At 72.3% G+C, this 19,750-nt stretch carries 17 protein-coding genes; 13 read left to right on the top strand and 4 right to left on the bottom strand.

The window, feature by feature from the left end; genetic code table 11:
* Positions 1-52 precede the first annotated feature (52 nt).
* From OV079_RS03525 to OV079_RS03540, 4 genes are read left to right on the top strand one after another with little or no spacing between them, the layout of a single operon-like run.
* Positions 53-1,534, top strand: a complete 1,482-nt coding sequence (locus tag OV079_RS03525) for a DUF1592 domain-containing protein (protein WP_267766218.1) — start codon at positions 53-55, stop codon at positions 1,532-1,534.
* On the top strand, positions 1,531-1,731 hold the full coding sequence (locus OV079_RS03530; protein ID WP_267778451.1) for a hypothetical protein: 201 nt from the start codon (positions 1,531-1,533) through the stop codon (positions 1,729-1,731). Before OV079_RS03525 ends, OV079_RS03530 begins: the two co-directional genes overlap by 4 nt.
* 10 nt (positions 1,732-1,741) lie before the next feature.
* Positions 1,742-1,996 carry a hypothetical protein gene (locus OV079_RS03535; RefSeq protein ID WP_267766219.1) on the top strand — a complete coding sequence of 85 codons (255 nt, stop codon included), beginning with the start codon at positions 1,742-1,744 and terminating at the stop codon, positions 1,994-1,996.
* Positions 1,981-3,084: a DUF1552 domain-containing protein gene (locus OV079_RS03540; protein ID WP_267766220.1), complete on the top strand. Its 1,104-nt coding sequence runs from the start codon at positions 1,981-1,983 to the stop codon at positions 3,082-3,084. Before OV079_RS03535 ends, OV079_RS03540 begins: the two co-directional genes overlap by 16 nt.
* A 108-nt stretch (positions 3,085-3,192) precedes the next feature.
* Here OV079_RS03540 and OV079_RS03545 read toward each other — a convergent pair whose 3' ends face one another.
* Together OV079_RS03545 and OV079_RS03550 are read right to left on the bottom strand one after the other, a co-directional pair.
* Positions 3,193-4,419 (bottom strand): MFS transporter, encoded by a 1,227-nt coding sequence (locus OV079_RS03545; RefSeq protein WP_267766221.1) that lies wholly within the window; start codon positions 4,417-4,419, stop codon positions 3,193-3,195.
* 631 nt (positions 4,420-5,050) lie between these two features.
* Positions 5,051-6,499, bottom strand: a complete 1,449-nt coding sequence (locus OV079_RS03550; RefSeq protein ID WP_267766222.1) for a flavin monoamine oxidase family protein — start codon at positions 6,497-6,499, stop codon at positions 5,051-5,053.
* Positions 6,500-6,605: 106 nt separating this feature from the next.
* Between OV079_RS03550 and OV079_RS03555 the strand changes: the two genes are divergently transcribed.
* From OV079_RS03555 to OV079_RS03580, 6 genes are all read left to right on the top strand, one after another.
* Positions 6,606-6,899, top strand: coding sequence for a DUF4404 family protein (locus OV079_RS03555; protein ID WP_267766223.1), 294 nt, complete (start codon positions 6,606-6,608; stop codon positions 6,897-6,899).
* A 123-nt stretch (positions 6,900-7,022) separates the two neighbouring features.
* A complete protein-coding gene (locus OV079_RS03560) occupies positions 7,023-7,649 on the top strand; it encodes a hypothetical protein (protein WP_267766225.1) in 627 nt (208 codons plus the stop codon).
* 15 nt (positions 7,650-7,664) lie between these two features.
* Positions 7,665-9,764, top strand: a complete 2,100-nt coding sequence (locus tag OV079_RS03565) for a peptidylprolyl isomerase (protein WP_267766226.1) — start codon at positions 7,665-7,667, stop codon at positions 9,762-9,764.
* Between the two features lie 114 nt (positions 9,765-9,878).
* Positions 9,879-10,373: a hypothetical protein gene (locus OV079_RS03570; RefSeq protein ID WP_267766227.1), complete on the top strand. Its 495-nt coding sequence runs from the start codon at positions 9,879-9,881 to the stop codon at positions 10,371-10,373.
* 174 nt (positions 10,374-10,547) lie between these two features.
* Complete coding sequence (locus OV079_RS03575; protein ID WP_267766228.1) at positions 10,548-12,041, top strand: transglutaminase domain-containing protein; 1,494 nt, start codon at positions 10,548-10,550, stop codon at positions 12,039-12,041.
* 237 nt (positions 12,042-12,278) lie between these two features.
* On the top strand, positions 12,279-13,541 hold the full coding sequence (locus OV079_RS03580; protein ID WP_267766229.1) for a hypothetical protein: 1,263 nt from the start codon (positions 12,279-12,281) through the stop codon (positions 13,539-13,541).
* A gap of 63 nt (positions 13,542-13,604) precedes the next feature.
* Here OV079_RS03580 and OV079_RS03585 read toward each other — a convergent pair whose 3' ends face one another.
* Positions 13,605-14,096 (bottom strand): gluconokinase, encoded by a 492-nt coding sequence (locus OV079_RS03585; RefSeq protein ID WP_267766230.1) that lies wholly within the window; start codon positions 14,094-14,096, stop codon positions 13,605-13,607.
* A 294-nt stretch (positions 14,097-14,390) separates the two neighbouring features.
* Here OV079_RS03585 and OV079_RS03590 point away from each other — a divergent pair, with 294 nt between their 5' ends.
* Both OV079_RS03590 and OV079_RS03595 read left to right on the top strand, forming a co-directional pair.
* Positions 14,391-15,155: an SDR family NAD(P)-dependent oxidoreductase gene (locus OV079_RS03590; protein WP_267766231.1), complete on the top strand. Its 765-nt coding sequence runs from the start codon at positions 14,391-14,393 to the stop codon at positions 15,153-15,155.
* Between the two features lie 4 nt (positions 15,156-15,159).
* A complete protein-coding gene (locus tag OV079_RS03595; protein ID WP_267766232.1) occupies positions 15,160-16,992 on the top strand; it encodes a glycoside hydrolase family 15 protein in 1,833 nt (610 codons plus the stop codon).
* A gap of 88 nt (positions 16,993-17,080) precedes the next feature.
* Here the strand turns inward: OV079_RS03595 and OV079_RS03600 are convergent, their stop codons facing one another.
* Positions 17,081-18,721 carry a GAF domain-containing sensor histidine kinase gene (locus tag OV079_RS03600; RefSeq protein WP_267766233.1) on the bottom strand — a complete coding sequence of 547 codons (1,641 nt, stop codon included), beginning with the start codon at positions 18,719-18,721 and terminating at the stop codon, positions 17,081-17,083.
* A gap of 113 nt (positions 18,722-18,834) precedes the next feature.
* Here OV079_RS03600 and OV079_RS55535 point away from each other — a divergent pair, with 113 nt between their 5' ends.
* Entirely contained in the window at positions 18,835-19,746 is a 912-nt protein-coding gene (locus tag OV079_RS55535) for a DMT family transporter (RefSeq protein ID WP_267766235.1), read from the top strand.
* Positions 19,747-19,750: the final 4 nt, after the last annotated feature.

A 19,750-nucleotide genomic window follows, 5' to 3' on the forward strand; every position in this document is an offset into this window, starting at 1 on the left:
GGCCGACCTTCCGCGACTCGCAGCGATCGAAGTTCGTGCATAGCAATCTGCGATGATGCGGTCGATCCCCGAGGCGATCACTGTCGCATCGTGTCTCACCTTGCTCGCGTGTCCGGCGAATGAGGTCACGGACCCGAGCGGCGACGACGAGACGAGCACCGGCCTGCCCCTCGCGGGCAGCGACGGCGCTCCGCAAGATCCACCTTTCGCGCCCGTCTCCGGCGGCCTGCGTCGCCTGCTGCGCCACCAGTACGTCGGCTCGATCCGCTACCTCCTCGGCGACGAGGCGGCGGCTGCGGCTGCGCCCCCCGAGGACTATCCGCTGCACGGATTCGACGCCATCGGCGCGGCGGAGCTGGCGCTGCAGGCGAGCGCGGTCGAGCAATGCGAGACGTCGGCGCGGGCGGTCGCGATGACCGCCGTGGCTCGCCCCGAGCGGCTCGGGGAATTCGCGCCGTGCGTGAATGATTCAACCCCCGACTCGAGCTGTTACGCCAGCGTGGCCGCCGATTTCGGGCGCCTGGCGTGGCGCCGGCCGCTGGTGGACGACGAGGTCGCGACGCTGGTGCGGATCGCCGAGGACGGGCGCGCCTGGGGTCATTCGTTCGCCGTCGGCCTCGAATACGAATTGATGGCGCTGCTGCAATCGCCGCACTTCGTCTATTCGATCGAGCTCGGCGAGCCCGACGCGGACGCGCCGGATCGGCGGCGACTCACCGGTCTCGAGCTGGCGGCCCGCATGTCGTTCTTCTTGCTCGGGCGCACGCCCGACGCCAAGCTGCTGGCCGCCGCCGAGGCGGGCGCGCTCGAGACCGAGGAGCAGGTGCGGGCCGCGGCGACGGCGATGCTCGCGCGTCCGGAGGCCCGCGCGACCCTGACGAATTTCTACAGCGAGCTGTTCTTGCTGCGCGACCTGCCGACGATCGCCAAGAGCGCCGCGCTGTTCCCCGAGTTCTCGCCGCAGCTGGCCGCATCGATGGCGCAGGAGACCCTGCACTTGATCGAAGAGATCGTGTGGGAGCAGGACGGCGACATCCGCGGCCTCATCGACAGCGACCACACCTTCGTCGACGCCGCGCTGGCCGGGCTGTACGGAGTGCCGGCGCCGGAGGGGCCCGGCTTCCACGCGGTCGCGCTGCCCGAGGCGCAGGGGCGCGCCGGTCTGCTCGGTCAGGCCAGCTTCTTGGCCCGCTTCGCCCACCCGGCGGTGACCTCACCGACGCGCCGCGGTCAGTTCATTCGCACCCGGCTGCTGTGCGACATCATCTTGCCGCCGCCGCCCGGGGTCGACACGCACCTGCCGCCCGACGACCCCGACAAGCCGCAGACGATGAAGGACAAGCTGCAGCAGCACATGAGCGACGCCGGCTGCGCCGGCTGTCACCGCTCGATGGACCCGCTCGGCCTCACGCTCGAGAATACGACGCGCTCGGTCGCTACCGCACCGCCGACAACGGCCTGCCGATCGACGCCGCCGCCGCGACCGACGACCTCGGCGAATTCACCGGCGCGCGCGAGCTGGCCGCGGTCCTGACCGCCGACCCGCGCGCCGCGGCCTGCGTGATCAAGAACTTCGTGCGCGGCGGCCTCGGTCACCTCGAGACCTTCGGCGAGCTGCCGGAGCTGGATGTCCTGGAGGACAGGTTCGTCGCCGGCGGCCACCGCGTCCAGGGCCTGCTCGTCGACCTCGTCGCCAGCCCGCTGTTCCGCGCGGTCGCGGACCCTCGCTAGGAGCCTCGCCATGCCTCGTCGCCCCCTCGCTCGTCGCACCTTCCTGCGCGGCGCGGCCCAGGCCGTGATCGCCTTGCCGCTGCTCGAAGCCATGCTCAACGACCACGGCACCGCCCTCGCCGACGAGACGCCGCTGCCGACCCGCTTCATGACGTGGTTCTTCGGCAACGGCGTGCTGCTGCCGCGCTTCGAGCCGACCGCCACCGGCGTCGACTGGCCGCTGAGCGAGCAGCGGCGCCGCTGGCGGACGTGCGCGAGTACGTGACGGTGCTGACCGGGCTGCAGAACCGCTGCGAGCAGATCATCACCCACCACGAGGGCATGACCGCCTTCAACGGCTTCACGATGGTCGAGATCGACGGTCTGTTCTCGAAGGCGGGCGGGCCGACGATCGACCAGAGGATCGCCGACGTCATCGGCGACAAGACCCCGATCGCCTCGGTCCACCTCGGGATCTCCAAGCACGTCAGCATCATGGACTCCGGCACGACGATGTTCGCCCTGTCGCACAAGGGCCCGAACGAGCCGCAGTACCCCTCGTTCGATCCGCAGGAGGTGTGGGCCGAGCTGTTCGGCGCGTTCGTGCCGCGGCCGGACGACCGCGCGCTGCGGACCAGCATCCTCGACGCGGTCCGCGACGACGTGGCGCGCCTGCGCCGGCGGATCGGCAAGCACGACAACCAGCGCCTCGACGCCCACCTCGACGGCATCGCCGCGCTGGAGAAGAAGATCACCGCCGCCGCCCCGCTGTGCAGCTTGCCGGCCATGCCGAGCCAGGCCAACGTCGACGTCGACGGGGTCGAGCCGATCACCGCGGTCAACGACGTGATGAGCGACCTGCTGGTGTACGCGTTCGCCTGCGACATCACCCGCGTGGCCAGCTGCCTGTTCATCGGCGGCGCCGCCGAGACCGTGTTCGCGGAGATCGGCCAGACCGCGGGGCACCACCTCCACACCCACGACGCCGGCGCGCAGGCCCTGGTCCACGACGGGGTGGTGTACATCATGGAGCGCTTCGCCGACCTGCTGCGCAAGTTCAAGGCCTGGCAGGACATCGACGGCACCAACCTGCTCGACACCTCGATCATCTACTGCAGCTCCGACTGCGCCGAGGGCATCTCGCACAGCATCGCCCGCCAGCCGATCCTGCTCGCCGGCCACGGCCGCGAGCAGCTGATCCATCCCGGCATCCACTACCAGGTGACGCCGTACCCGTTCAGCGACGGCAACATGTCCGACGTCCTGCTGACCTGCCTGCGGGCGTTCGATCCGGCGGCCGAGTCGGTCGGCGCCGGCGCGCCGATGTCGACCACGCCGCTGCGCGAGATCGCCGGCAAGGCGTTTCAGGGCTGACTTGCCGCCCTGCGCAGGTGTGCCGCATTTTCCCGACATGCGGCTTTGGAAGGGCCCGGTGCGGGTACGAGCCCGTCCCGAACTTCTGGCGAACTACGCCTGGTAGCACTAGCCTCCCGTCAATCGATCGCGCTCGGCCAGGGCCGGGAACCACTTCATCCACAGCAGCACGCACACCAGCGTGCCGACCCCGCCGAACACGATCGACGGCACCAGGCCCATCCACGCCGCGGTGACGCCGGAGCGGAACTCGCCCAATTGATTGGAGGCGCCGATGAACAGGTAGTTCACGGCGTTGACGCGACCGCGGTACGCGTCCGGCGTCTCGAGCTGGACCAGCGACGCGCGGATGACCACGCTCAGCATGTCCGCCGCGCCGAGCACCAGCAGCGCGATCATCGACAGGACGAACGACGTCGACAGGCCGAGGACGATCGTCGCCAGGCCGAACACCGCCACTCCGGCGAACATCACCCGGCCGGCCTGGCGCTCGATCGGTCGCCGCGCCAGCCAGAACGAGATCGCCAGCGCCCCCGCGGCCGGGGCCGAGCGCATGAAGCCGAGGCCGATCGGGCCGGCGTGGACGAGGTCGCGGGCGATGATCGGCAAGATCGCAGTGGCTCCGCCGAGCAGCACCGCGAACAGGTCGAGCGAGATGGCGCCGAACACCACCGGCTGGCTGCGGATGTAGCGGATGCCGGCGAACACCGACTTCGCCTCCGGGTCGTCGGCGACCGCGATCGTCGGCGCCGGCGGGCGGCGGATCACGCCGAGCAGCGCGACCGAGGCCGCGAACAACAGCCCGCCGACGGCGTACACCGCCCCCGGGCCGGCGAGGTAGATGAAGCCGCCGAGCGCGGGCCCGAGGATGACCGCCGACTGGGTCGCCGCGCTGGTGACGCTGACCGCCTGCGGCAGCTCGGCCGGGGTCACCAGCACCGGCAGCAACGCGGACAGCGACGGGGCGGCGAATGCCTTGCCGATCCCGAGCATGAACACGCCGACGAAGATGCCGGTGACGTCGAGCCAACCCTGCAAGCAGCCGAGCGCGAGCACCAGCGCGACCAGACCCTCGAGCACGTGCCCGGCCTGGACCACGCGGCGGCGGTCGAACCGGTCGGCGACCTGGCCGGCGACCAGCACCAGCAGCACCGCCGGCATGAACCCCGCGAGGCCGACGTAGCCGAGCGCGAGGGCGCTGTCGGTGAGCTCGTAGACCTGCCAGCCGACGGCGACGGCCAGCATCTGGAAGGCCATCATCGAGCACAGGCGCACGCACCAGTAGAGCGCGACGTCGCGGTTGGCGAAGATCGGGGTCGACGCGGAGGCCGTCATGGCGCGGGCTACGGAGGGGATGATCGGCCGAGCGGCCCTCGCAAGCACGCGAGAAAGCCGGCGTCACTGCCGCGGCGAGGTGAGGAGGCGGGCGAGCGGAGACGGCGCTCCCTCGCTTCGCTGCGGACATGCACTCGCCGTGCGTGGCGAGCACGACGCGCGCGAGCGCAGCGGGGGACCGCTGTCCGTGACGCCACACGAGCGCGTCGCCCATGCCTGGTGACGCCGCGAGCGGCCGAGCCCGGCATCACGGCGATGCCGCCGTGCGCGGGGTGCATCGACGCGACCCGCAGAGGCGCGAACCGCGACGGTGAGGGTGCGAGCGCGAAACGATCGGCGCGTCGGTCCGAAGCGCGCTCTCGATTGCTTCGGCGCGCGTGCGCCGCGATGCCGGGCCACAGGGGCACCGCTCGTGACCCGCCCTCGCAAGCGTGGCTCGCACCAGCGGCCCATGCACGACGAGCGAAGCGCGGCTCGCAGCGATCTCGGGCCACGCGGGGCGTAGCGACTCGCAGCAACGACCCGGGCCGCGAGCTCGTCTTTCATCACAAGTACGAAGGGACATGCCCCTGCGAGCATGTCCCTCGAACCATGTCCCCGAGAACATGCCCGGACGGGCATGCCCGATCGTTTAGCCCATCGCCGCGATCTCGTCGGCCGCGCGCTGGCCGGACTCGATCGCGCCCTGCATCCAGCCGGCCCACACGGAGGTGTGTTCGCCGGCGAACACCACCCGTCCCTCGGGCTTGCGGGTGGCGTCGACGATCCACCATTGGTTGGGCAGGGTGTCGGTCCACGCGCCCTTGGACCACGGGTCGTCGGACCAGCAGAAGTGGAAGAAGACCACCTTCTCGTCGCGGATCTCGGGGAAGAACTTCTCGACCGCGGAGAGGCAGAACTCCTCGCGCTCCTCGGGGGCGATCGCGCAGTAGGCGTCGGCGTTGTGGTTCTGCGTGTACGACTGGATCACGCCCATCGTGGTCCCGGCGGGCTGGACGTCGCTGAGGTTCCAGATCCGCTCGGCCGGGCCGTCGGTCTTGGCGATCTTGAGGCCGCCGATGCCTTCCTTCTCCCAGAAGCGGGTGCGCGTCTGGATGTAGCCGCGGCCGGCGTTCATCAGGAACAGCTCCTTGATCGCCTTCGTCTTGTCGGCCGAGAACTCGGGCTCGATGGCGACGTCGCGCAGGGTGGTGAAGGGGATGGCGCACACCAGGTAGTCGGCGGACAGCGAGGTCTCGCCGTCGGGCCCGACGAACGTCACCGTCACGCCGGCGTCGTCGTGCGCGATCTTGGTGACCTTGCTGCCGAGGCGGATGTTGCCCTCCCCCACCTCTTCCGCCAGGCGCTTCGGCAATTGGTCGTTGCCGCCGCGGATGTGATAGGTGGCGCCCCACGCCTGGTCGGCCACCTCGGCGCCCATCCACGCCAGGGTGCCGATGGTGCTGATCTCGGAGCCGTTGTCGGCGCCGTAGAGCTTCAGGTAGGTCTCGCTGGTCCCGCGCATGCGCAGGAAGTCGGCGTAGACCATGCCGTCGTACTCCTCGACGATGCCCGGCTTGGGGAAGCCGTTCATGCGCGGGTCGCCGAACTCGGTGAAGGTGGCGTAGATCTCGCGGGTCCAGTAGTCGCCGAGGCTCAGCTCGAGCTCGTCGTCGTTGAGGCCGTCGAGCGGCCACGGCTCGCCCGCGACGTGCATGAACCGCTTGCCGTCGATGTAGTAGAGCGGCTCGCCGTCCTTGTACTCGTCGAGCTCGAGGCCCAGCATCTCGCAGTAGTCGAGGGTGCGCTCGTGGACGTCGGGGATCCGCACCGCGCCGATCTCGGCGAACTGGCCCTGCTCGAGGCCCTCGCGCAGGGTCCACACGCGGCCGCCGACGCGGTCGCGCCCCTCGATCACGGTGACCTCGTAGCCGAGCTGCTGTAGCTCCCAGGCCGCAGAGAGGCCGGCGAGACCCGCTCCGAGCACGAGCACGCGCTTGTCGGAGGCGGCGGCTTGACCGCAGGCGGGGAGGGCATGGGCCGCGCCGGCCCAGACGAAGAGGCCGGCCAGACGCCGACGACTGATCCTTGGCTGCTGCATCGAGCGGGGACTGTACGCCCGTCACCTCGCCGCTGGAAGCCGCGCCGCGCGGGCCGCCGGGGCCGGGCCCGCTTGTCAGGCGGCCAAGATCCTCTATGTTCCCCCTGTGAGCCACACGGACCAACTGCGCCAGACGCTTACACATTTGCATCATGAACTCGAGTCGGTGTCGACCGCCGATCCCGAGGTGCGCGGGATGTTGACGCAGACGCTGCGCGAGATCGCCGACCGCCTCTCGGCGCGGGGCGGCGAGGTGGCGACGCAGCCGACCACGGCGATCGCCGACGTCGAGACGGTCGATCTGCTGCGCGCGTCGGCCCGGCAATTCGAGGCCGACCACCCGCAGGTCGCGACCGCGATCGAGAGCGTCGTCGACGCGCTCTCGCGCATGGGGATCTGAGGTCTGCCGTACCTGGCGCAAGGGACATGCTCCAGAGGACAGCTCGTCTTCGGCGGGCCTGGTAGGCCCGAGAACCGTGCAGTAAGGTGACGGTTCGACTTGCCTACCAGGAGTTTTTCTAACATGCGCCATGACTCGACTTCACTGCGTGCGATCGCCGGTCTGTCCTTGATGTTGCTCGCGCTGCCGGGCTGCAACGGCAAGGAAGAGGCGACGGGGACCGAGACCGGCACGGGGACCGAGACCGGCACGGGGACCGAGACCGGCACGGGGACCGAGACCACCACGACGAGCACGACGACGACCACGACGACGGGCCCCACCGAAGGCACGGACAGCGAGAGCGTGTCCGGGGCGACCGTCCCGCCGACGACGACCGAGTCGGAGACGACGACCACCACCACGACCGGCGAGCCGCTGACCAGCACCACCGAGCCGGGGACGACGACCACGACGACGACGGACACCACCGCCGGGACGACCGCCGACACGACGACCACCACCGGCGAGCCCGACGTGTGCGCGCCGGCCCCGAACGACGACGAGTGCACGACCTGCCTCAAGGACGGCTGCTGCGACGAGCAGGTCGCCTGCGCCGGCGACGAGGACTGCGCGTGCTTCTTCGACTGCCTCGCCACGAACGACCCGCAGCAGTGCGCCGGGACGTGCATGATCAACCCGATGCAGAACCCGCAGATCCTCGCCCTGTTCACCTGCGCCCAGCAGAGCTGCGGGCAGCAGTGCCTGTGACCTGACCGTTCGGCCATGGAAGTGCCGCGCCTCGTCCGCGTCCTCGCCGCCTCCGTGTTTCTGCCGACCGCGTGCGCGCGGCCGCCGACGCCGCCGGGCGGCGAGGACGATCCGGGCCTCTCGATCGCGCGCGCCGAGGCGCGGCGCGAGGCCGGCTCGGCCGCGCTGGTCGAGCTCACCGCTCCGCCCGGGCCGTCGGCGGCGGCGATCCGCGGGCTCGGGCGGGTCGGTGACGCGGTCGCGCTGGCGCGGCTCGGCGAGCTGCTGGCGAGCCCCGACGAGGCCACGCGCGTGGCGGCCATGCAGGCGCTCGACGTCGCCGGCGCGCTCGGGTCCGAGGTCGCGGGCTTCGAGGACGCTGTGTGGCAGCGCTGGCCGCAGGCGTCGCCGCGCGAGCGGCTGGCGATCGTGACGGCCACGCGGCGCCTCGGCGGTCCGGCCGCGAGCGCGCGCCTGGCCGCGGCGCTGGGCGCCGGCGAGGCGCCGGAGGTGCGCGAGGCGGCGGCGATCGTGCTCGGGATCCTCGGCCGCCGCGAGCTGCCGCTCGCCGACGCGGCGCGCGACGGCCTGGTGGCGCTGGCGGCCGAGGGCGAGCCGCGGCGCGTCTACGCGGCGGTGTACGGGCTGGCGCACGCCCACGCGGCCGGCCACGACGCGGGCGAGGCGGCGCTGCTGCGCGCCGCCGCGGCGGTCGACCCCGACGCGAGGGCGCTGGCGCTGAAGGGCCTGGCCCGCCGCAAGCCGCCGGAGGCGCTGGCGGCGATGAAGGCCGGCCTCGGCGATCCCGACCCGTGGGTGCGGGTGGCGGCGGTGCGCGGCCTCGGCGAGCTGGGCGACGCGGCCGCGACCGCGGCGCTGTGGGACTGGCTGCGGGCCGAGCTCGCGGGTGACATCGTCGATGGGACAGGTCCCGGACACCCTGTCCTCGAGGCCATGTCCGTCATGACAGCCGGCAAGACCGCCCCGCCGGGGGCCGCGGAGGCCCACGCGCGCGCCGAGGCCCGGCTGGCGGCGGCGCGGCCGGAGGCGCGGCGGGTGTGGGCGCGGCTGAGCTGCGGCCTGGCGGCGCTGGCGGCCCGGACCGGCGAGTGGCGGCCGCCGCTGCGCTGCGCCGAGGCGGCCGGGGCGGCGGGAGAGGTCGAGCGTCTGTCCTTCGAGACAGGGCTTTTGGGACAGGGCGTGGGCGGCCCGGCGGAGGCGCGGGCGGCCCGGCTGACGGCGCTGGCCGGCCACGCCGACGCGCGCGTGCGGGCGGCCGCCCTGGCGGCGGCGGCGGGCCTGGGGTCCGAGGTCGACGTCGGCGGCCTGATCGCGGCTGGCCTTCGGGACAGCTCACCGGCGGTCGCCGGCACCGCGGCCGAGGTGGTGCAGGGGCGCTTCGCCGGCGACGCGGCGCCCGAGCCGGAGCCGGCGATCGTCGACGCGCTGCTCGAGCGGGCCACGGCCGACCGTGACGCCGAGCTGTTCGCGGGCATGGCCGGGGCGCTGGCGGAGGTGGGCGGGGCGCGCGGGCTGCAGGTCTGTCGCGCCGCGCTGGGCGACGCCAATCCGAGCGTGCGCGCGGCGGCCCGCGCCTGCGTGAAGGCGGCCGGCGGCGAAGACCCCGGCGTCACCGGGCCCGCCGCGCCGGCCCCCACGCCGCCGCACGATCCGCAGACCGTGCTCGGACGCGAACTGCTGTGGCGGCTGCACACCGAGCGCGGCCGTATCGACGTCGCCCTGGCCCCGTCGGCCGCGCCGTGGCACGTGGCCGCGATCGTCGCGTTGACGCAGCGCGGCTTCTACGACGGCCTGACGTTCCACCGCGTCGTCCCCGGCTACGTGGTCCAGGGCGGCGACCCCGGCGGTACCGGCTGGGGCGGCCCCGGTTTCACCCTGCCCTCGGAGCCAGGCGACGCTCCATTCGCGCGAGGCGCCGTGGGCATCGCCGACGCCGGCAAGGACACCGGCGGCAGTCAATTCTTCATCATGCACGCCCGCGCCCCGCACCTCGACGGCCGCTACACCCACGTCGGCGAGGTCCGCGACGGCCTGCCCGCAGCGCTCGCGCTGGTGGTCGGCGACCGCATTCTCCGGGCCGAGGTCGTGATCGCGCCGGCATCACCTGGTCGATGAGACAGGTCGTGCGAGCGCCGCGCGAGCAATCGTTGCGCGCGGCGACCGTGGCGTTCGCACGCGTTGCGGTTGCCCGGTCCGCGCGCGAGCGTATGACTCCCCGGGAGGTGCACCATGGTGCCCTGTGTTCAGACCGTTCTCAGCAGCAGCGTCGCCGTCGCCGCGATCGTGGCGACGGCTGCGTGTACGCCCGAGGAGGACCCGAATCCTTACGTCGAAGTCGACACCCCGATCGCCACCGACAACGGGCAGTTCTCGATCTCCCTCCGCGCCGCCGAGGGGCGCGCCTGGCCCCGGTACGTCGGGCCGACCGCGCTCGCGGCCAACATCGAGGTCGGGCCCGACCCGCCGCACCCCAGCCCGCAGCTCCACGGCGACGTGCTGGAGCCGCCGCTCACCCTGACCCTCGAGCCGCCGTGGAACGTGCTCGACGAGGCCATCACCGACCTGACCGCCAGGACCTGGCCCATCACCCCCGACGGCTTCAAGTGGATGGTCTCGGTCGACTTCACCACGCCCGGCGACTGGGTGTTCCCGTTGACCGTACGCGACGCGCGGGGCCGCAAGGACCGCGCCGAGATCGTATTCCACATCGAGCCGAAGCCGTAGCGCGCCCGTGCAGGGCTCGGCGGCTTCGGGCGTGACGCGAGCAAGGTGCGAGATGGCAGGTGAGCGCTCGCGCCCCGCGTCGGCGGCTCCGGCGGGCTCGGCCAGGGCGCGCCGGGTCCGCCCGTGCTAGGCTGGCCCAGGATGACGCGTGCGCGGCTGAGCTGGCTCGGAACGTTGTTATTCTGGATATTTCGCGCGATTTGGGCGGCCGTGGTGGTGGTGGCGCCGGCCCTCGGGGTGTGGGTGGCGTCGTCGCTGGCGGCCTACCGCAACGGGCCGGTGTGGCTGGTGTGCGCGGCGGGGCTGCTGCTGTTCCCGATCGTACCTGTCGCTTGGGACATGTTGTCCGAGCTGCTGCGGCGGCGCCGGGCCCACGGGCGCGACCGGCGGGTGCTGACGACGTGGGACCGGATCGTCCTGCGCACGCTCGTGGTCAACCTGGCGGTCTTGACCGCGCTGCTGTGGTCGCGGCCCGAGGCGGTGTTCACGGCGATCTCGACGCGCGGCGACTGGTTCCTCGAGGGCGCCGAGCACCCGCTGGCAGGCCGCGCCCGCGCCGGCCTGCTGCAGGCGGCCGACGGGCTGCAGTGGCTGTACGAGGCGGCCCACGACAACCAGTACGCGGAGCTGATCGAGACGAAGCCGGCCGAGGCCCCGGCGCCGCAGCCGGTGCCCGCGGACGACGCGTGGAGCGACCCGTGGGAGCGGCCGCCGCAGCCGTCGCCCGCGCCGGGCACCGAGCCCGCGCCGACGCCGGACCCGTTGCCCGCGAGCGAGCCGCAAGCCGCGAGCGGGGCGGCCTGGCCGTCGCCCGCGGAGCTCCACCCGGCGGTGCTGGCGATGCCCGACGAGGCGCGCGGCAGCATCGACGCCGTCGGTCGGCACCTCGCCGCGAGCGAGCCCGATCCGGCGCGCCGGATCAAGGCGATCCACGACTTCGTCGCCACCCACCTCGCCTACGACGCGGCGTCGTACCTCAACCGCGACGTCTACCCCGACCAGCGCGCCGAGGCGGTGTTCGCCTCGCGCCTGGCCGTCTGCGCCGGCTACGCCAACCTGATGCGGGCGATCGCGGCGGTCACCGGCGACGAGGTGGTGGTCGTCGTCGGCGACGCGCGCGGGCTGTCGCGCGAGGTCGAGGGCGAGTCGCACGCGTGGAACGCCGCCCGCGTCGACGGCCGCTGGTACCTCATCGACGCCACCTGGGACTCCGGTCACCTCAAGGACGGCGCGTTCGTCCGCGAGTACCGCACCGACTACCTGTTCGTGCCGCCGGCGTTGATCGGGGTCACGCACTTCCCCGAGGAGCCGGCCTGGCAGCTGCGCGAGCAGCCGCTCACCCGCGGCGAGTTCGCCCGCCAGCCGATGATGCGGCCCAAGTTCTTCGCCGACGGCCTGCAGCTGGTCGAGCCGCGCCGCTCGCAGGTCACCGTCGCCGGCGAGTTCGCGATGAGCCTCGACAACCCGCGCGGCCGCAACCTGATCGTCAAGGCTGTCCCCGAGGACAGCTCGCCCGCGGTCGAGTGCGAGCTGACCGGGACCCGCGCGGTCTCGGTGTCGTGCGGGCCGCTGGCGAAGGGCACCTACGCGGTCCGGATCTTCACCTCGCCGACGCTCTACGGGACGTACCAGGGCGTGGGCGAGCTGCAGGTCCACGCGTCGGGGTAGACGACATGTCCCGGCGGACATGTCCCTGAGCGCGGCTGGCCGACGACGGCGATCGAGGTGCTTGCGGCGCCGCGCGACGGGGTGACCGTTCGGGCATGTTCCAGGAGACATGTCATGAAACACGCCGAGCGCGGCCGCCGGACGAATTCGAGCGGCCGCGGCCGGGCACGGTCGACACGAAGCCCGGTATTCGCGGCGGGCTGGTGCCTCGCGCGGGTCGTCGGTATCGTGCGGGCTATGAGTGACGACGACGGGCAGCTGGAGCGCTGGCGCGAGTGGGCACGGCAGTGGGCTTCGTGGCCGGGGCCGCCGCTGCCCGGGCACGTGCCGATGACCGACGATCTGCTGCGGCAGCTGATCGCCTCGCGCGTGCAGGAGGCCGCGGCGGCGATTGGCGACAGCAAGCCTGCGACCACGACTCCGGCAGCGCCCGTCGGCGGCAGCAAGCCTGCGACTGCGGCAGCGGCCGTGGCGGCGACCGTGACGGGGACCCCCGAGGAGCACCGGGCGCGCATCGACGCGGACCCGCTCGCGTACGACAGCTTTCACGCTCTGTTCTCGCACTACCGCGGCCAGGACCAGCTCGACGCGGCCTTCTGTGTGGCGCGGGCGCTCGTGTTCCTCAAGCAGGCGAGCGCCGACGAGACGCAGCTCCACCGGCAGTTCCACCGGCCCGAGTTTCGCCAGGTGCGCCAGCCGCTGAGCGAGGACATGCTGCGGCGCCAGGTGTTCCACCCGGACGAGGACCTGTGGCTCACCGGCGTGTTCGGGATGAACGCTCCGGCCGCGGCGGCGCGGTGGGCCAAGCCCCTGCCGTCGTTCGCGAGGTCGCGCGGCCGCCTCGACCTCGCCGGCGATCGCTCGCCGGTGGCGCGCATGATCAAGTACGTCAAGGAGGTGCTAAACGTCGGAGAGCCGGACGTCTACCTCATGGACGATGGCGCGGGCGTGTCGGTGTTCAACTCGCAGCGCGACGGTCGCGTCCACCCGGCGCTGTTCGTCGGTCGCGAGGCGGTCGGCGACGACCTGCGGCCGCTGGCGTTCGCGCTCGGTCGCGCCATGACCGAGCTCTACCTGCCGCACTACATGTTCGTCTGCGTCGACCGCTCCTTGCCCAACCTCAAGGCGGTGCTGCGCGCCTGTCGGGCCATGGCCGGGCTCGACGTCGGCGTTCCGCCCGACATGGAGGTCCTCGCGCGCGAGCTGCGAGCGCGGCTGCCCAGCCGCCACCCCGAGCAGCTCCGCGAGCTGTTCGCGCGCATCGAGGCCGCGGGCCACCAGCTCGACGCCGAGAAGTGGGCCCGTGGTCTCGAGATCACCGCGCACCGCATCGGCCTCATCCTCGCCGACGACCTCGGCGTGGCTGCGCAGCACATCCGAGGGGAGCGTGAGGGCTTCTCGTTCCTGACGGCGCGCGACATGGTCCAGGAGCTGGTGCGCTACAGCATCAGCGAGGACTACTTCACCGTCCGCAAGAGCCTCGGGCTCGCGGTCGCGTGACGACCTGCGCATTCGGACATGCTCATGAGAGCATGTCCTTGATGACATGTTTTTTAACGCATGTCATGACGGGCAGGGGAGGCCCGCGAGGATGTCGGCGACGACCGCCTCGACCGGCTGGCCGGCGTCGACCGTGACGGCGTCGTCGGGCGGCTCCAGCGTGGCCAGCTGGCTGTCCAGCAGGCCAGCCTTGAAAAAGTGGTGGCGGCGGGCGAGCAAGCGGGCGCGGGCCACGTCCGGATCGATCTGCAGGTACACGAACACGACCCGGGTCGGATCGCGGCGCAGCATGGCGCGGTGGACCGCGCGCAGCGCGGAGCAGGCGAGCACCACGTCGCCCTCGTGCTGCAGCCAGCCGTCGATCTCGGTCGACAGGGTGTGCAGCCACGGGGCGCGGTCGGCGTCGTCGAGCGGGGTCCCGGCCGCCATCTTGGCCCGGTTGGCGGCCGGATGAAACTCGTCGGCGTCGACGAAGCGGGCGGCGAGCGCGGCGGCGAGGCGCAGGCCGATGGTGGTCTTGCCGGCCCCCGACACCCCCATGACGACGATCACCACGCGGTGAGCGAAGCGCACTCGCAGGGCCGCGTCAACTCGGGCGCGGACGATCGAGGCGTCGCGGCGACCGATCGCGGTCGCGTCAACTCCGCGGGCCGCGAGCCCGGGCCGCGTGGCGGAGCCGAGGCCGCGCCCGGGGCCGCCCGCGCGGCGAAGACCGGCTTTTCGCCGTGCCCCGCGGGCGCGCGTGCGTCACACATGGGCGATGCGCACGAGCGAGGACGCACCGCACGAGGCCCGCCGTCGGCGAGCGTCGTCCGGCCGCAGCGCCGCGCCGCCGCGTCGGGAGGTCGGATGCGATTGAAAGGGAAGACGGCCCTGATCACGGGCTCGAGCCGCGGCATCGGCCGCGAGATCGCCCTCCGCTTCGCGCGCGAGGGCGCCGACGTCGCCGTCAACTACAACGGCAGCGTCGAGGCGGCCGAGGCGGTCGCCGGCACGATCCGGGCCGAGGGTCGGCGCGCCGTGGTGGTCCAGGCCGACGTGGGCCGCACCGACGAGTGCGAGAAGCTGGTGGCCGAGGCGTGGCAGGCGCTGGGACCCATCGACATCCTCGTCAACAACGCGGGCATGGAGATCCGGGCGCCGTTCGTCGAGGTCACGGAGGCCGACTTCGACGCGGTGCTGGGCACCAACCTCAAGGGCACGTTCTTCACCACGCAGGCGGTGGTGCGCCGCTGGCTGAAGGGCGAGCGGGCGGGCCGGATCGTCAACATCAGCTCGGTCCACGAGGAGCTGTCGTTCCCGGGCCACGCGACCTACTGCGCGGCCAAGGGGGCGATCCGGATGCTCACGCGCGACCTCGCGGCCGAGCTCGGTGGCCACGGGATCACGGTCAACGCGATCGCGCCGGGCGCGATCGCCACCGACATCAACCGCGACGTCACCGAGGATCCGCGGGCCCGCGCCGGGCTGCTGGCGCGGATCCCGTTGAAGCGGATCGGGACGCCGGCCGACGTCGCCGGCATCGCGGTGCTGCTGGCGTCGGACGACGCGGCGTACGTGACCGGCTCGACGTACTTCGTCGACGGCGGCATGACCTGGTTCCACGAGGAGTGACGCGATGGGATACCTGCCGATCCACGACCACGGGATCATCGGCAACATGCGGACGATCGCGCTGGTCGGCACCGATGGCGCGATCGACTGGTTCTGCCACCCGCGCTTCGACTCGCCGAGCGTGTTCGCGTCGCTGCTCGACGACGAGAAGGGCGGCGAGTTCCGGATCTGCGCCGAAGGCCAGGCCGCGCCGAGCAAGCAGTTCTACTGGCCCGACACCAACATCCTGGTCACGCGGTTCTTCTGCGAGAGCGGGGTGGTGGAGATCGAGGACTTCATGCCGGTCGGCGACAACCTCGACCACGGCTGGCACCACCAGATCGTGCGCCGCGTGCGGGCGGTCCGCGGCGAGGTGTGGCTGCACGCCGACTGCCGCCCGGCCTTCGACTACGCGCGCGCGCCCCACGAGGTCGAGCTCGTCCGGCACGGGGCGGTGTTCCGCGCGCCCGGGCTGACGATGTCGCTGTCGGCCAGCGTGCCGCTGACGGTCGCCGAGCGCGGCGGGGTGCACGCCCGCTTCCGCCTGCGCCAGGGCGAGCACGCGGTGTTCGTGTTCCGCGGCGGGGCCGAGGACGACTGCCCGCGCGGCCCCGACCCCGACGAGGCGGAGACCCTGTTCCGCTGGACGGTGGCGTACTGGCGGCGCTGGCTGTCGCGCTGCTCGTACCGCGGTCGCTGGCGCGAGACGGTCCACCGCTCGGCGCTGACGCTGAAGCTGCTGACCTACGAGCCGACCGGGGCGATCGTCGCGGCGCCGACGCTCGGGCTGCCCGAAGAGCCAGGTGGGGTGCGCAACTGGGACTACCGCTACACGTGGATGCGCGACGCCGCGTTCACGCTGTACGGGTTCTTGCGCATCGGCTTCACCCAGGAGGCCGACGCGTTCATGGGCTGGCTCGACCGCCGCTACCACGAGCCGCCGGGCGAGGACGGCGCGCCGCTGCGGCTGCTCTACACGGTCGAGGGCGCGACCTGCATCGAGGAGTTCGAGCTGCCGCACCTGGCCGGCTACAAGGGCGCGAAGCCGGTGCGGGTCGGCAACGCCGCGCACAGCCAGTTCCAGCTCGACATCTACGGCGAGCTGCTCGACGCGGTGTACCTGTCGAACAAGCACAGCCGCCCGGTCTCCTACGACGCGTGGATGCACCTGCGCCGGATCGTCGACTACGTCAGCGAGAGCTGGCACCTGCCGGACCACGGGATCTGGGAGCCGCGCACCGGCATGCGCCACAACGTCAACTCGAAGGTGATGTGCTGGGTGGCGCTCGACCGGGCGCTGCGCCTGGCCGAGAAGCGCTCGTTCCCGGCCCCGCGCGAGCAGTGGTACCGCGCCCGCGACGACATCTACGAGGCCATCTTCCGCCGCGGCTGGAGCGACGAGGAGCAGTCGTTCGTGGCCGCGTTCGACGAGCGCTCGCTCGACGCGTCGGCGCTGCTGATGCCGCTGGTGTTCTTCCTCGGGCCCGACGACCCGCGCATGCTGAAGACGCTGAAGGCGATCCGCCGCCCGCCGAACCAGGGCGGCCTGGTGTCCGACGGCATGGTCTACCGCTACCACCCGGAGGAGCTGCCCGACGGCCTGCCGGGCCGCGAGGGCACGTTCAACATGTGCTCGTTCTGGCTGGTCGAGGCGCTGACCCGGGCCGGCCGCGTCGACCCGGCGCTGCTCGAGGAGTCCCGCCTGCTGTTCGAACGCATGATCGGCTACGGCAACCACCTCGGCCTCTACTCGGAGGAGACCGGCGAGCACGGCGAGGCGCTCGGCAACTTCCCGCAGGCGTTCACGCACCTGTCGCTGATCAGCGCGGCCTTCAACCTCGAGCGCGCGCTCGGGTGAGCGCCGGCGCGAGGGCGCCTTCGAGCATGACCTTTCGGGCATGCGCGAAGAGACATGCCCGATGGGGCATGTCTCTTTCCGAGACGACTCAATCGGCCGGCAGCCAGAACGTGAAGGTCGAGCCGACGCCGGGCTTGCTGGTGACGGAGATGTCGCCGCCCATCAGCTGGACGAAGTTGAGGGTGATGGCGAGGCCGAGGCCGGTGCCGCCGAAGCGGCGGGAGATCGAGGCGTCGGCCTGGGTGAAGTTGTCGAAGATCCGGCGCAGCTGGGGCTCGCTCATGCCGATGCCGGTGTCCTCGACGACGAACACCAATCGGCGGGCGCCGGCCTCCACGCGCTCGCGGATCCGCAGGGTCACGGCGCCGTGCTGCGTGAACTTGTGGGCGTTGCCGAGGAGGTTGATGAGGATCGCGCGCACGGCCGTGGCGTCGGCGCGCAGGGCCGGCAGGGGGTCGGGGACGTCGAGGACGAAGCGGTTGCCGCGGCGCTGCTGGCCCGGGCGACAGGCGGCGTCGATGCTGGCGAGCAGGGCGCCGAGGTCGATGTCCTCCGGGTGCAGGGTGAACTTGCCGGCCTCGATCTGCGACAGGTCGAGGACGTCGTTGATGAGGCCGAGCAGGTGGCGCGCCGACGCGGCGATCCGCTCGATGTCGGCGACGAAGCCGGGCGAGGCCGCGGGGGCGTGCTCCTCGAGCAGCAGCTCGGTGTAGCCGATGATCGCGTTGAGCGGGGTGCGCAGCTCGTGGCTCATCGCCGCGAGGAACGAGCTCTTGGCCGCCGTGGCCTCGAGCGCCTGGTCGCGCGCCTGGGCGAGGTCGCTGTTGGCGAGGGTGAGCTCGTCGAGGGCGCGCCGCAGGTCGGTGATGTCGAACAGCAGGGCGGTCAGCTCGCCGCCGCGGTGGGCGGCGGCCTGGAACGAGATGACGCGCTCGCCCATGGCGAGCTGCTCGGCCACGACGTCGCCGGCGGCGGCCCGCTGGACGGCGTCGCGGAGGGCGGGGAAGCCGGCGAGGGCCTGGTCGGCGCAGGCGCCGAGGCAGGCGGCGGGATCGAGGCCGAGCTGGCGCAGGCCGGCGCCCTCGGCGAGGGAGATCCGTCGCGTCGCGGGGTCGAGGCTGAGCAGGGCGATCGGCAGGGCGTCGACGACGAGCTGGAGGCGCCGGGCGGTGGTCGCGAGCGAGGTCTCGGCCCGCTGGCGCTCGATGCGGTCGAGCAGCTGGCGGTAGACCACGCCGGTGAGCTTGCTGATGAAGCCGAGCACGGCGATGTCGCCGTCGGTGAAGCGGTGGGGCGTGCCGGAGGCGAGGCCGATCACGCCGAGCACCTCGTCGCGGCACAGGATCGGCATGAACAGGCGCGCGCGCACGACGAAGCTGCGCGCGCTGTTCTGGGTCTGCTGGCTCTGGTCGTTCAGGACGTCGGGGACGTGCAGCAGCCGCGGCTCGCGGAACACGCTGCCCGGGTGCCGCTCCCACGCGGTCCGCTCGGCCTCGGCGCGCTCGGCCGGCGAGAAGCCGCGGCCCGCGAAGGTCCGCAGGCGCCCGGCGTCGAAGTCCCACAGGTACAGCGCGATGTACTCGGCGTCGCACAGCTCGTCGAGCGCGCGCTCGATCTCCTGCGCGAAGCCGTCGAGGTCGTTCACCGACGCGATGCCCGACGAGATGCTCGACAGCAGCTCGATGAGGTGTCGATTCGCAGGGTCGATGGCGAGGCCGGAGCGACTCAAGCCGCGCGCTCCCGAGTGGGCTCGTCGTCACCGCCGATCGCGGCGACCGCGGGCACGCGGTGGACTGCGAAGCTCATGCGAACGTCGTGCGCCCATGGTACAGTCACTGTCCCGTGGGTGTCGTCGAGAACCCGCAAGACGCGGAGGCGGCGGCCACGCAGCGAGGCGTGATCCACCTCGTCACTGCCGCGATTCTCTTCAGCGGACTCAGCGTGCTGGCGAAGCTGGTCGGGGCGCGCGTTCCGCTCCCGGAGGTGATTCTCGTCCGCAGCCTGGTGACGGTCGCTTTCGCCCGGGGGACGCTCGCGCGTGGTGACATCCCCGTATGGGGCCAGCGGCGCACGATGCTGGCGCTGCGGGGGCTGTTCGGCTTCGTCGCCCTGACCTGTTATTTCTACGCGCTGATGCACCTGCCGATCGCCGACGCGATCGTCATTCATTACATCCACCCGGTGTTCACGCTGCTGCTGGCCACGGTGTGGCTGGGCGAGGCGCTCGACCGCCGCGAGACGGTCTTCATCGTCGGGTGCTTCGTCGGCGTGGTGCTGGTGACGCAGCCGCAGGCGCTGTTCGGCGCCGAGGCGGTCCCCGCCGACCCGTTCGCCCTGACGATCGCGGTGCTCGGGGCCCTGATCTCGGCCGGCGTGTACGTGATGATCCGCGAGCTGCGATCGACGGAGCACCCGGTGCGGGTGGTCTTCTACAACGCGCTGGTGGCGTCGCTGCTGTCGGCCCCGTGGGCGGCGACGACGTGGGTGACGCCCGATGCGCGCGAGTGGACCATCCTTTTGGCGATCGGGGTCTGCACGTTTCTTCATCAGCAGAGCATGACCCGCGGGCTCCACATGGTGCGCGCCGGCCGGGCGACGGCGCTGGGCTACGTGCAGGTGCTGCTGGCGATGCTGGCGGGGATCTGGTTGTTCCAGGAGCAGGTCGACCTGGTCGGCTGGTGCGGGGCGGCGATCCTGGCGGTCAGCGCGGGCCTGCTGGCGACCGACCGCAAGCCGATCCCGCCGCGCGCGTGACGGC

Origin of the sequence: Nannocystis pusilla, assembly GCF_026626665.1 — a bacterium.
GTDB classification, from domain to species: domain Bacteria; phylum Myxococcota_A; class Polyangia; order Nannocystales; family Nannocystaceae; genus Nannocystis; species Nannocystis pusilla.